Source organism: Microbacterium sp. 13-71-7 (assembly GCF_002257455.1).
Lineage (GTDB): Bacteria > Actinomycetota > Actinomycetes > Actinomycetales > Microbacteriaceae > Microbacterium.
The window spans coordinates 17,672-29,471 of record NZ_NCKN01000018.1 but is presented as its reverse complement, the minus strand read 5'-3'; the positions used below and the strand labels follow the sequence as shown (position 1 = coordinate 29,471).

Sequence of the window (11,800 nt, the reverse complement as noted above, 5' to 3'; positions counted from 1 at the left end):
CGGGTTCCGCTCCCACGGAGAGCGCCGCCGGAGGCACGGACTACGGTCTCATCACGGCCGGCACGCTCACGGTCTGCTCCGACATCCCCTACAAGCCGTTCGAGTACGAGGAGTCGACCGGCTCCGGTCAGTACACCGGTTTCGACGTCGATCTGCTCACCGCGATCGCGAAGAAGCTCGACCTCAAGGCCCAGTTCCAGGTCACGAACTTCGACACCCTGCAGTCGGGCACGGCGCTCCTCGCCGGTCAGTGCGACATGGGCGCCTCCGCCATGACGATCACCGACGACCGCAAGAAGAACATCGACTTCTCCGACCCGTACTACGACTCGCTGCAGTCGCTGCTCGTGAAGACCTCGTCCGGGATCAAGAGCATCAACGACCTCAGCGGCAAGAACGTCGGCGTGCAGCAGGGCACGACCGGAGAGAACTACGCGAAGGCGCACGCCAAGGGCGCCAACCTCGTCCAGTTCTCCGACGACGGCGTGCTGTGGCCGGCCCTCCAGGGCGGACAGATCGACGCGATCCTGCAGGACTACCCGGTCAACCTCCAGCACGAGAAGGACGACAGCAGCTACAAGGTCGTCGAGCAGTACAAGACCGACGAGGCCTACGGCTTCGCGTTCGGCAAGGGCAAGAACGAGGCCCTGCGCAAGGCGATCAACGAGCAGCTGAAGGCGCTCAAGGACAACGGCGAGTACAAGACGATCTACGACAAGTACTTCACCGCGAAGTGACCGAGGGCCCACGCTCGAGATGGCTCTGAAGAAGCGGACCCGCACGCGGGTCTACCACTACACCGTCTACGCGGTGATCATCGCGCTCATCGCCTGGGCCGTGCTCGCCACCGACTGGCCGACGGTCGCGAAGCAGTTCGCGAACCCCGAGGTCGCGATGAAGCTGCTTCCCGGCATCATCACCGTCGGTCTGAAGAACACCCTGCTGTTCACGATCGAATCGTTCGCGGGCGGTCTCGTCCTGGCCGTGATCCTGGCGCTCATGAAGCTCAGCAGCATTCCGCCGTTCCGCTGGGCGGCGACGGTGTGGATCGAGTTCTTCCGCGGCATCCCGGCGCTGATCACGATCTTCGGATTCGGGATCATGCTGCCGATCGCGATGAAGGTGCGGATCCCGGGCGGCCCGGTCGGCGCAGCAACGCTGGGTCTCATCGTGGTGTCGTCCGCCTACATGGCGGAGACCATCCGCGCCGGCATCCAGGCGGTGCCGAAGGGACAGACGGAGGCCGCGCGGTCGCTCGGCATGTCCCCGTCGCGGACGATGTTCTTCATCGTGCTGCCGCAGGGCTTCCGCATCATCATCCCGCCGCTCACGAACGAGTTCGTGTTGCTGCTGAAGGACACGTCGCTCTTCTTCGTCATCGGCGCGACGCCGCTCACGTACGAATTGACGACGTACGCCCGCAACGGGCTGTCCACCTACGCGAATGCCACGCCGATGGTGATGGCGGCGCTGCTGTATCTGATCGTGACGATTCCGCTGACGCGGCTGACGGCCTGGCTCGAGCGCCGGTTGGCGAGGGGACGATGAGTACCGACCTGATCAATCTGAATGCTCCGGCGATCGACGTCCAGGGCCTCGTCAAGCACTACGGCGACAACGAGGTGCTCAAGGGCATCGACCTGACCGTGCACGCCGGCGAGGTCGTGTGCGTGATCGGCCCCTCGGGGTCCGGCAAGTCGACGCTGCTGCGCTCGGTGAACATGCTCGAGGAGCCGACCGGCGGGAAGATCGTCGTCGAGGGGATCGACATCACCGATCCCGACATCGACCTCGACCGCGTCCGCGCGCGCATCGGCATGGTGTTCCAGAGCTTCAACCTGTTCCCGCACATGAACGTGCTCGGCAACCTGACGATCGCTCAGCGCCAGGTGAAGAAGCGCGGCAAGGCGGAGGCGGAGAAGGTCGCCACGGCGATGCTGGAGCGCGTGGGCATGGCGCACAAGGCCGACGCCTACCCGAGTCAGCTCTCCGGCGGCCAGCAGCAGCGCGTCGCCATCGCGCGGGCGCTGTGCATGAACCCCGACATGATGCTCTTCGACGAGCCCACCTCGGCGCTTGACCCCGAGCTCGTGGGCGAGGTGCTGCAGGTGATGCGGACGCTCGCCGACGAGGGCATGACCATGATGGTGGTCACGCACGAGATGGGCTTCGCCCGGGAGGTCGGCTCCCGCCTGATCTTCATGGACGGCGGGCACATCCTCGAGGAGGGCGACCCCCGCGAGGTGCTCGCGAACCCGCAGCATCAGCGCACGAAGGACTTCCTCGCGCGCGTGCTGTGAGCCGGCTCTGAGGGAGCGAAGCCCTGACCGAGGGATATCCCTGACGGGGGACGGCACTCCGTCGCGGACCGGACGCCCGAGACGCGCCGGGGACTTATGAGTCCCCGGCGCGTCTCATAGCGTTCTCCTAGCCTGATCGGGGCGCTCGCACCGGTTCCGCCGAGGCGGCACGGATTACGATGGGTCGTCGCCCCGTCCGGAGGCGGGAACGGAGCACGGCCTTCATGCCGCGATGGTTGCTGGAGCTGGACCTCGCCGACGGACCGGTGCCGTGGATCGTCTGGGGGCTCGCCGCGGCGGGCCTCGTCGCGCTGCTGATCCGGCCGCTCCGCCGGCGCTGGATCGTGCGCGCCTCGATCGCCGTGGTCGCGGGCGCGCTCGTGGGCTGGTTCCTCGTGGTGTTCGTCGACGCCGCCGACCTGTTCGGCGTTCCGATGCCCGATGCGGTGAAGTGGTGGACTTCGAGCGGCTTCGCGCTGATCGGGCTGGCGATCGTGAGCCTGTGGGATTCGCGCTGGTGGCGCAAGGTCGTGGCGATCCTCACTGTGATCGCCTCCGTGCTCTCGATGGGCATCGGCATCAACCAGGCGTTCGCGCTCGATCGCACCCTCGGTGACATCCTCGGCATCAACACGCTCGGCGCGCTGGACCACTTCGCGCCGCCGCTGACGAACCAGCCCGCGTCCTCGAAGCCCCTCGTCGACACCTGGACGCCGCCCGCCGACATGCCCTCCCGCGGACGGTTCGGCGCGCTCTCCGGCGCGAACGCCCTGAAGTCCTCTGCCGGATTCAAGCCCCGCGAGGCGACCGTCTACCTGCCCCCGGCCGCCCTCGTGAAGGATCCGCCGGCCCTCCCCGTCGTCGTCTTCATGATGGGGCTGCCGGGTTACCCGAACCCGCATCCGATGGTGGACGTCATGAACCAGTTCGCCGCGAAGCACGACGGCCTCGCGCCCATCGTGATCATCGCCGACCAGCTCGGTGCGCAGGACCAGAACCCCGGATGCGTCGACTCGGCCGCCTACGGCGGGGTCGAGACCTACTTCAACAAGGACATCCCGGACTGGATCCGCGGACATCTGCGGGTGCTGCAGGATCCGAAGTACTGGACCATCGCCGGATACTCGAACGGCGGGGCGTGCGCGTTCATCTACGGCGCACGGCATCCCGGCATCTGGGGCAACATCGCCACCGCCTCCGGTGAGCCGTGGTCGGGCTTCGGCGATCCCAAGTCGGTGGAGAAGGTGTTCAAGGGCGATCAGGCCGCGTTCGACGCCAACAAGCCGGAGGCGATCCTCGCCGAGCACCCCGGAGCGTACGAGGGCCACTACGCGATCTTCGCGGCCGGGGCGCTCGACAAGAAGTACGGACCCGCGAACCGCGTCTCCGCGGGTCTCGCGGAGGCGGCGGGCTTCACCACCACGTACTACCTGGTGCCGAACGCGACCCACACCGGGCCCGGCCTGCTGGGCGGGCTGAAGAAGGCGTTCGAGGTGCTCTACCCGCGTCTGGGGCTGTCCCGATGACCTCGTCGCGGGTGATGACGACGGTCCTGGCGGTGGCGCGCAGGGCAGGGCGCTACGCGCGCCGGCATCCGTTCGCCGTCGGGCTGACCGTCCTGCTCCTGATCAGCGGTCTGGCGCTCGGACCCCTGCGGGGGCATCGCCCCGTCGGGCTCGGGCTCAGCCCGCTCGCTTTCGGACGCGAGCGCGAATGGTGGACGCCGCTGACGGCGCTGCTCGTGCCGGACTCCTGGGGCGGCCTGCTGCTGTCCGCCGTGCTCGCGCTCACGCTGCTGGCCTACGCCGAACGGCTGATGGGGACGTGGCGCGTCGTGAGCGCCTTCCTCGTGACGGGCGTGCTGGGCGGACTGCTCGGCATCGGAATCCAGTCGCTGGCCTGGTCCTGGGGGCAGGTGTGGGCGCGGATCGACGCCCGCGGCGCCGTGCTGGATCCCTCGATCGGAATACTCGGGGCGATCCTGGCGGGCAGCGCGTTCGCACCGGCCCTGTACCGTCGCAGGATCCGCCTGCTCGGCCTCTCGCTCCTCGTCACCTACACGCTGTACGGCGGCGACGCGGACAGCGTGTACCGTCTGCTGGCCGCGCTCGCCGGCCTCGTCCTCGGCGTGATCCTCACGAGCGGGCGGCCGCGGCCCGCCTGGTACCGCAGCTCCTATCACGAGACCAGGACGCTCACCGCGGCCATGGTCGCCGTGACCGGCCTCGGGCCGCTGATCGTGCTCCTCACCGGCGTCGGCATCGGGCCGCTCGCGCCCGTGGTCGCCGGACTGCGCGGCGTCGACATCTCCGGGATCACCGACGCGTGCTCGCAGAACAACGCGTCCGCGCACTGCGTCGCCGGGGTGACCACCGCGGTCGCCGCCGGAACCGGGGTGGTGCTGATGAGCCTCGTCCCGCTGCTGCTCAGCCTGGTCGCGGCGTGGGGGCTGCGCGCGGGGCGCCGGGCCGCCTGGTTCCTCGCGATCGGCGTGAACGCCGTGATGGCCCTGCTCACCGGCCTCAGCGTGGCGACCCGCTCGCTCCGCGAGCCGACGGACGTGATCGAGATCGACCGGCAGTTCCCCGGATTCTCGGTGCTGGCGATCCTGGTCCCGGTCGGGATGTGCATCCTGCTGGCGATCACCCATCGCCGGTTCGCGGTGCGCGCCTCGCGCCGTGCGGTGCGGCGGTTCTCGCTCACGATCGGGATCGCGTTCGTCGTGCTGACCGCCACGAACATGATCCTGGTCTCGGCCGTCTCGCACTCGCCGTCGTTCTGGTCGTCGCTGCTGACCACGCTGCGCCGGTTCCTGCCCACGATCATCGGCCGCCCGAGCGGGCACACGCCGCTCACCGGCATCGCGCTCGCGCTGCACCGCGACGTGGGTGCGCTGTTCTGGCTGGTCTTCGCGATCGCCATGGTGGGGCTGCTGCTCGGACGATCGCGCAAGGCCGCGGACGATGCGGAGCGGTTCCGCACCCAGCTGCGCTCGACCGACGGCGGCACGCTCGGATTCATGGGCACCTGGGAGGGCAACGAGCACTGGTTCACGGCGGACGGGCGCGGCGCGGTCGCCTACCGCGTCGCGAACGACATCGCGATCGCCGTCGGGGATCCGGTCTGCACGCCGGGCGACACGGTGAAGACCATCCGCGGATTCCTCGACTTCTGCGACGCCAACGCCTGGACCGCGGTGTTCTACAGCACGCACGAGGAGTTCGCCCCCGCGTTCAAGGACCTCGGGTGGAAGAGCATCTCGGTGGCGGAGGAGACCGTCGTGCCGCTCGACCGGTTCGAGCTGACCGGCAAGGTGTGGACCAAGGTGCGCCAGCCGTACAACCGCGGACAGCGCGACGGGCTCACCACGCTCTGGACCACGTGGGAGCAGCTGCCCGCGGGCCTGGTCGCCCAGCTGGACGCCCTCAGCGAGCAGTGGATCGCGGAGAAGGCGCTGCCCGAGATGCGCTTCACCCTGGGCGGGATGGAGGAGCTCAGGGATCCGGACGTCGAGATCCTCCTCGCGATCGGACCGGAGGGCGAGCTGCAGGCGGTGACGAGCTGGATGCCCGTGTGGCGCGAGGGGGAGCTGGTCGGTCGCACGCTCGACTTCATGCGCCGCGCCGACGGGGCGATGCCCGGTGTGATGGAGTTCGCGATCGCCTCGGCGGCGCTGCACATGAAGGAGCAGGGTCTCGAGGTCATGAGCCTCTCCGGTGCCCCGCTCGCGCAGACCGTGGACGGCGACGCCGATGCGGACCCCGGCATCACGCGGCTGCTGGGTTGGCTGAGCCGGGTGCTCGAGCCCGCGTACGGCTTCGCCTCGCTGCTGCGGTACAAGGGAAAGTTCAACCCCGAGTACCGTCCGATGCACCTGTTCTACGCCGACAACGGGCAGCTCCCCGCGATCGGGCTCGCGATCGGGCGCGCGTACCTGCCGAACGCCTCGCCGGCGGAGTACATGGCTCTGGCCCGCTCGCTCGCGGGCTGACCGGGCTGACCCGCCGGGCATACCCGCGTCCCGGACGCCTCGCCGGACGCGACGGAGGCGCCGCCCCTCGGGACGGCGCCTCCGCGATGCCTGCTCAGTCCTCGGTCTCGACGACCTCGGCGTCCGCGGCGTTGCGGCGGATCGATTCGATGCCGTTCAGCGCACCCGACTTCGACGAATAGCTCTGGCCGCTGGCGATGATCTCGCCGTTGCCGGCCTTGAGGCGGAACCGCCACTTGCCGCTCTTGTCCTCGTAGAGTTCGAACTTGCCTGCCATGGTGCTCCTCCCGGAACCGCGGGGCGGCCCTCGCCCCACGCTCAAACTAGCGGGGCCGCGGAGCGGGCGTCGAGAAGCGCGGTCATGTGTTTCCTGTGCGTCGGGGAGTGCCGCGCCTGGCGTCGTTACGATGGGCCCACGCAGGTCAGGAGGCGAGTGCGGGATGTCCTCTTCCACAGCGCGCGCCCGGAGCCGCGCCGGTGTGCTCGTCGTCCTCCTCGTGGTCGGGGCGCTGGCCGTCGTGCTCGGCGTGATCGGCCGACCATGGTCGCCGGTCCCCGGTGCGGCGCACGCCACGGCCGCGGGCGCCGTGATGCCGCTCTTCGAGACCTGGACGCCGCCCGCCGACCTGCCGTCGGAAGGCACGGTGACCCTGCTCACGGGGGAGGAGCGTATCCCCTCGTCCGCGGGCTTCGCCCCGAGGGACGCCTCGCTCTACCGGCCTCCCGCCGCGCTCGTGCCGGATCCGCCCGCGCTGCCGCTGGTGGTGTTCATGATGGGGGAGCCGGGGGATCCGGACCCGTCGTTCGTCGCGGATGCGATGGACCGGCTCGCCGCCGCGCACCACGGGCTCGCCCCGATCGTGATCGTGGCGGATCAGCTCGGCTCGGAGGACGGCAACCCGGCCTGCGTCGACTCCGCCGCGTACGGCGGCGTGGAGACGTACTTCACGCAGGACATCCCCGCCTGGGCGCGCAGCCACCTGCGGGTGCAGCCGAGTCCGCAGGCGTGGACGATCGCGGGATTCTCGAACGGCGGCGGATGCGCGCTGGACTGGGGCGTCGCGGATCCCGGGCTGTGGGGCGGCATCGTGAGCATCGCGGGGGAGTCGTATCAGGGCACCGAGTTCCCGGACGAGGTGCTGCAGCAGGTGTTCGACGGCGATCAGAGCGCCTATGACGCGGCGAAGCCCGCCGCCAGGGCCGCGCAGAACGCCGGTCGGTTCGACGGCCACGTCGCCCTGTTCGCCGCCGGCGACCAGGACGCGTTCTTCACGGAGCAGGTGCAGCTGTCCGCGCAGATCACGGAGCAGGCGGGCTTCGAGACGCGGGTGTTCACGATCCAGGGCGAGGATCACGTCGGATCCCTCCCGGAGGGGCTGCGGGTGACGTTCGGCGCCCTGTTCCCGCACCTCGGCCTCGCCCCGCAGGGCGGCTGAGCGCACAGGGCGGCTGAGCGCGCCGGCGCGCTCAGCGCGCCCGTCTCACTGCGACCGCACCGCCACGGGCTCCGGGTCGACCGCGAGCCCGACGAGATCGCCGTACTGCGGGTGGGTCCGCGCTGAGTGCTGCACGCGCACGAGCAGGCCGTCCTCGGTGCGCACGAGCGTGCGCCGCATGCTCCCGAGGAACATGCTCTCCTCGACCGTCCCGGTCACGGCGGCTCCGACGGGATCGACCAGCCGCACGTTCTCGGGGCGCAGGAGCACGTCGACCTCGCCGGTCGCTGGCAGCTGCAGCGGGATCTCGGCGCCCCAGACGCGCACCGTCGCACCGTCGGCGAGCCCGCGCACGACGCTGGACAGGCCGACGAACGCGGCGACGTGCGCCGTCGCGGGGCGCAGGTAGAGCTCCTCCGGCGTGCCGATCTGATCGATCCGGCCCGCGTTCATGACCGCGATCCGGTCGGAGACGCTGAGCGCCTCCTCCTGGTCGTGCGTGACGAAGACGGTCGTGATGCCGAGCCGCAGCTGCAGCCGACGGATCTCGTCGCGCAGCTGGACGCGCACCTTGGCGTCCAGCGCCGAGAGCGGCTCGTCCAGCAGCAGCACCCTGGGCTCGGTCACGAGCGCCCGCGCGAGCGCGACGCGCTGCTGCTGGCCGCCGGAGAGCTGGTGCGGGTACTTGTCGGCGTGCGCCTCGAGCCCGACCAGCGCCAGTGCGTCCAGCGCGCGGCGCCGGGCCTCGGCCGTGGCCACCCTGCGTCGGCGGAGTCCGAACGCGGTGTTGTCCACCACGCGCAGATGCGGGAACAGCGAGTAGGACTGGAACACCATGCCCAGGTCGCGCTTGTTCGTCGGGACGCCGGACACGTCCTTGCCGCCCAGCAGCACGGCGCCGCCGTCGGCGTCCTCGAGTCCTGCCAGCACGCGCAGCAGAGTGGTCTTGCCGCAGCCGGAGGGACCGAGCAGCGAGACGAACTCGCCGGGCGCGATGTCGAGGTCGATCCCGTGCAGGACCTGCGTGCGGCCGTAGCTCTTGACGATGCCGTCGAACTGCACGCGGGTGCCGTCGGAGCGGTCCGCGAGCAGGGAGTTGTCCGCAGTGCGGGGGAGCGCGATGTCGCTCATGAGTCGGCCTTTCCGGACCGGCCGCGAGCGGCCCTTCCGATGATGAGGAGCAGGAGGAAGCTGAACGTCAGCGCCATCAGGGCGAACATCGCCGGGGCCCAGCCGTCCTGCTTCTGCACGACCACGAGGGCGGTCTGCAGCACGTCGCGGTTCAGCAGCGAGGCGATCGTGAACTCGCCGAGCACGACCGCGATGGACAGGAGGGACGCGGCCAGCAGGCCCTGGCGCAGGTTCGGCGCGAGCACGCGCAGCACGACCGTGCCCCATCCGGCGCCCAGGGAGCGGGCCGCCTCGGCGAGGGTGGTCATGTCGACCGCGTCGATCGACGCCTGGATGGACCGGTACGCGAACGGCAGCACGGTGATGCCGTAGGCGAACGCGAGGGTCCAGGCGCCGGTGCCGAACGAGCGGCCGATCTGCAGGTAGATCGGGGTGAGGCCGACCACGAGCACGATCGCCGGGATCGAGATGGGCAGCAGCACGACGAACTCGAAGGCCGGGCGCAGCCGCGGGAAGCGCAGGTTCACCAGGATCATCGTCGGCGTGAGCACGAGCAGCACGATGAGCACCGTGACGGCCGCGAGGATCAGCGAGTTCCCGAGCCCGGTCCAGATCGGCTGATAGACCGCCGCCTTGGCGGGATCGCCGAGGGCGGCCCAGTGCGAGACGGTGAAGCCGCCGTCCTCGCCGCGGAACGTGTAGGCGAGCGTCGCGACCAGGGGGATGAGGAAGAAGAGGCCGATCAGGATCCCGATGATCCAGCGGGTGAGCGAGGACGGGGCGAGCCGGTTCATGCCTGCCACCTCGCTGCCCGGCGCTGGACCAGCGAGTAGAGCCACATGACGATCCCGACGACGACGATCATGCCGAGCGCGAGCGCACCGGCGAGGTTCTCCCGGCCCAGCACGGTCTCGCTCGTGAGCGCGGCGCGGATCTGCAGGGGCACGATCTGCGAGCCCTGGCTCGCCAAGGCGGCCGCGGTCGCGTACGAGGAGAACGCGTTCGCGAACAGCAGCAGGAAGCTTGCGAGGAAGGCCGGGGCGAGCACGGGGATCCCGATCCGGAGCCAGAAGCTCGCGCGGGTCCCGCCGAGCGTGAGGTTGGCCTCGGCCCACTGCGGCTTCAGCGCCGAGAGGGCGGGCATGAACGTGATGACCATGAGGGGGATCTGGAAGTACAGGTAGGGGAGGATCAGGCCGGGAAGCTCGTAGATCCACGGACCGCGGGCGAACAGGTCGATCCCGAGGGTGCTCTTGAGCAGCTCGGTCAGGACGCCGCGGAGTCCCAGCGTCGCGATGAACATGAACGCGAGCATCACGCCGCCGGTCTGCGCGAGCACGCCGGAGGCGGCGTCGATCACGGTGCGCACCCCGCCGGAGGGGTTCATGCCGAGCAGGGCGTAGCAGACGAGGGCGCCGAGGAGGGCGCCGACCGCCGCGGTGAGCAGCGAGAGTCCCGCGGAGTTCGCGAACGTGAGCAGCACCGTCGGATCCCAGAGGGCCGAGACGTTGCTCAGGGTGAAGGAGCCGTCCCGGGTGAAGAACCCGGTGGCGACCGCGAGGATCGTGGGCAGCACGAGGAACAGCAGCAGGTATGCCGCGAACGGGACGAGCCCGACCGCGGCGAGGCCTCGGGACAGGCGCGCCGCGAAGGGCGCGCCACCCGACCCGGGCCGGGCCGAAGCGCGAGGCTCCGACCCGGCACGGGGTGCGGCGGGAGCCGCGGTGGTGTCGGTGGTCACTGGACGGCCGCGGCCCACTTCTCGCCGAGCAGCTTGCCGGCGGCGGTGCTCTGCGCCTCGGTCGGCACGACGGTCTCCTTCGGCGCGGTGGGCAGCGCCGCGGCGAGCGTCTTGTCGACCGTGCCGGCCTTGGTCATGGCGTCCATGCGGACGGGGCGCGCGCCGCCCTTGAGCCAGAGGTTCTGGCCCTCGTCGCTGTAGAGGAACTCCTGCCACAGGCGCGCGGCGGCCGGGTGCGGGGCGGCCTTGTTGATCGCCTGGTTGTAGTACCCGGCGTAGCCCGTGCCGGGCAGGACGACCGTCTTCCAGTTCTTGTTGTCCTTGGTGTGGGCGGCGTTCAGGTAGTCCCAGTCGAAGACGACGGGGGTCTCGCCGCTCGCGACGGTCGCCGTGGTGACGTCGACCTTGAGCAGGTTCCCGGCCTTCTGCAGGGCGGCGAAGAAGTCGATTCCCTTCTGGTAGTCGTCGAGCTTCCCGCCGGACTGCACGGTCGCGAGTCCGACGGCGGCGAACGCCGCCCCGGCCTGCGTCGGGTCACCGTTGAGCGCGACGGCGCCCTTGTACTCGGACTTCTTCAGGTCGTCGAGGCTCTTCGGCTCCGGGAACTTGGAGGAGTCGTAGCCGATCGACATGTACCCGCCGTAGTCGCCGGTGAACAGGCCGTCCTTGTCCTTGAGCTGGGTCGGGATCTCGTCCCACTTCTCCACCTTGTAGGCGGCGAACTTGTCCGTGTTCTGCAGTGTCACGGTGAGGCCGAGGTCGAACACGTCGGGAGCGGTGTCCAGGCCGTCGTTCGTCTTGGCGGCCTGGATCTCCTCGGCGCTCGACGCGTCGGGGGAGGCCTCGCTGATCGTGATCTTCGGGTACTTCTTCGTGAAGGCGGCGAGGATCTCGCCGTAGTTGGCCCAGTCGTGGGGGAGCGCGATCACGTTGAGCTTGCCCTCGGCCTCTGCCGCCTTCTCGAGGTCGGCCAGGGAGCCGAAGTCCTTGAGGGAGGTGGCCGTCGCGGCCTTCGCGCCGGTGCCGGACGAACCGGTCGGGTCGGCGGAGGCGGATCCGGAGCAGGCGGAGAGCAGGAGCGCGGCGCTGGCCGCGAGCGCGATGCCGGCGCCGATGCGCGCACGGCGGTTGCTGATGAGCATGATTTCCTCTCGGTGTCCGGCGCTGCCGCCGGGGTCGGGTCGAGAGGGAATGTACGGCG

Annotated in this window: 11 protein-coding genes; 6 read left to right on the top strand and 5 right to left on the bottom strand. The window is 70.1% G+C overall.

The features are described 5' to 3' along the window. The 5 genes from B7X32_RS03265 to B7X32_RS03245 form a co-directional block, all read left to right on the top strand. Positions 1 to 737: basic amino acid ABC transporter substrate-binding protein (locus B7X32_RS03265; protein WP_292715958.1), on the top strand; the 737-nt coding region annotated here is incomplete at its 5' end. Between the two features lie 19 nt (positions 738 to 756). Beyond that, positions 757 to 1,548 (top strand): amino acid ABC transporter permease, encoded by a 792-nt coding sequence (locus B7X32_RS03260; protein ID WP_292715955.1) that lies wholly within the window; start codon positions 757 to 759, stop codon positions 1,546 to 1,548. Next, positions 1,545 to 2,300, top strand: a complete 756-nt coding sequence (locus B7X32_RS03255; RefSeq protein WP_292715952.1) for an amino acid ABC transporter ATP-binding protein — start codon at positions 1,545 to 1,547, stop codon at positions 2,298 to 2,300. The genes B7X32_RS03260 and B7X32_RS03255 overlap by 4 nt, the downstream gene beginning before the upstream one ends. 224 nt (positions 2,301 to 2,524) lie before the next feature. Further along, complete coding sequence (locus B7X32_RS03250) at positions 2,525 to 3,826, top strand: alpha/beta hydrolase-fold protein (protein ID WP_292715949.1); 1,302 nt, start codon at positions 2,525 to 2,527, stop codon at positions 3,824 to 3,826. Next, a complete protein-coding gene (locus B7X32_RS03245; protein WP_292715946.1) occupies positions 3,823 to 6,291 on the top strand; it encodes a DUF2156 domain-containing protein in 2,469 nt (822 codons plus the stop codon). Before B7X32_RS03250 ends, B7X32_RS03245 begins: the two co-directional genes overlap by 4 nt. 94 nt (positions 6,292 to 6,385) lie before the next feature. On the opposite strand, the gene B7X32_RS03240 is transcribed toward B7X32_RS03245, so the two are convergent. Further along, complete coding sequence (locus B7X32_RS03240) at positions 6,386 to 6,568, bottom strand: YegP family protein (protein ID WP_292715943.1); 183 nt, start codon at positions 6,566 to 6,568, stop codon at positions 6,386 to 6,388. A gap of 163 nt (positions 6,569 to 6,731) precedes the next feature. Here B7X32_RS03240 and B7X32_RS03235 point away from each other — a divergent pair, with 163 nt between their 5' ends. After that, the gene (locus tag B7X32_RS03235; protein ID WP_292715940.1) at positions 6,732 to 7,727 is read left to right on the top strand and encodes an alpha/beta hydrolase-fold protein; all 996 of its coding nucleotides are present in this window, start codon (positions 6,732 to 6,734) and stop codon (positions 7,725 to 7,727) included. A 45-nt stretch (positions 7,728 to 7,772) separates the two neighbouring features. Here the strand turns inward: B7X32_RS03235 and B7X32_RS03230 are convergent, their stop codons facing one another. Genes B7X32_RS03230 through B7X32_RS03215 form a run of 4 tightly spaced genes read right to left on the bottom strand, consistent with a single transcriptional unit; the run spans position 7,773 to position 11,741 of the window. Then, entirely contained in the window at positions 7,773 to 8,858 is a 1,086-nt protein-coding gene (locus B7X32_RS03230) for an ABC transporter ATP-binding protein (RefSeq protein ID WP_292715937.1), read from the bottom strand. Next, entirely contained in the window at positions 8,855 to 9,652 is a 798-nt protein-coding gene (locus B7X32_RS03225) for an ABC transporter permease subunit (RefSeq protein WP_292715935.1), read from the bottom strand. Before B7X32_RS03225 ends, B7X32_RS03230 begins: the two co-directional genes overlap by 4 nt. Then, positions 9,649 to 10,599: an ABC transporter permease gene (locus B7X32_RS03220; RefSeq protein WP_292715932.1), complete on the bottom strand. Its 951-nt coding sequence runs from the start codon at positions 10,597 to 10,599 to the stop codon at positions 9,649 to 9,651. Before B7X32_RS03220 ends, B7X32_RS03225 begins: the two co-directional genes overlap by 4 nt. Beyond that, a complete protein-coding gene (locus B7X32_RS03215; RefSeq protein ID WP_292715929.1) occupies positions 10,596 to 11,741 on the bottom strand; it encodes an extracellular solute-binding protein in 1,146 nt (381 codons plus the stop codon). The genes B7X32_RS03220 and B7X32_RS03215 overlap by 4 nt, the downstream gene beginning before the upstream one ends. Between the last annotated feature and the right edge of the window lie 59 nt (positions 11,742 to 11,800).

Excerpts from the sequence above, each read along its gene's own strand:
- B7X32_RS03260 (WP_292715955.1), top strand. The coding sequence starts at position 757 with ATGGCTCTGAAGAAGCGGACCCGCACGCGGGTCTACCACTACACCGTC.
- B7X32_RS03255 (WP_292715952.1), top strand. The coding sequence starts at position 1,545 with ATGAGTACCGACCTGATCAATCTGAATGCTCCGGCGATCGACGTCCAG.
- B7X32_RS03250 (WP_292715949.1), top strand. The coding sequence starts at position 2,525 with ATGCCGCGATGGTTGCTGGAGCTGGACCTCGCCGACGGACCGGTGCCG.
- B7X32_RS03245 (WP_292715946.1), top strand. The coding sequence starts at position 3,823 with ATGACCTCGTCGCGGGTGATGACGACGGTCCTGGCGGTGGCGCGCAGG.
- B7X32_RS03240 (WP_292715943.1), bottom strand. The coding sequence starts at position 6,568 with ATGGCAGGCAAGTTCGAACTCTACGAGGACAAGAGCGGCAAGTGGCGG.
- B7X32_RS03235 (WP_292715940.1), top strand. The coding sequence starts at position 6,732 with ATGTCCTCTTCCACAGCGCGCGCCCGGAGCCGCGCCGGTGTGCTCGTC.
- B7X32_RS03230 (WP_292715937.1), bottom strand. The coding sequence starts at position 8,858 with ATGAGCGACATCGCGCTCCCCCGCACTGCGGACAACTCCCTGCTCGCG.
- B7X32_RS03225 (WP_292715935.1), bottom strand. The coding sequence starts at position 9,652 with ATGAACCGGCTCGCCCCGTCCTCGCTCACCCGCTGGATCATCGGGATC.
- B7X32_RS03215 (WP_292715929.1), bottom strand. The coding sequence starts at position 11,741 with ATGCTCATCAGCAACCGCCGTGCGCGCATCGGCGCCGGCATCGCGCTC.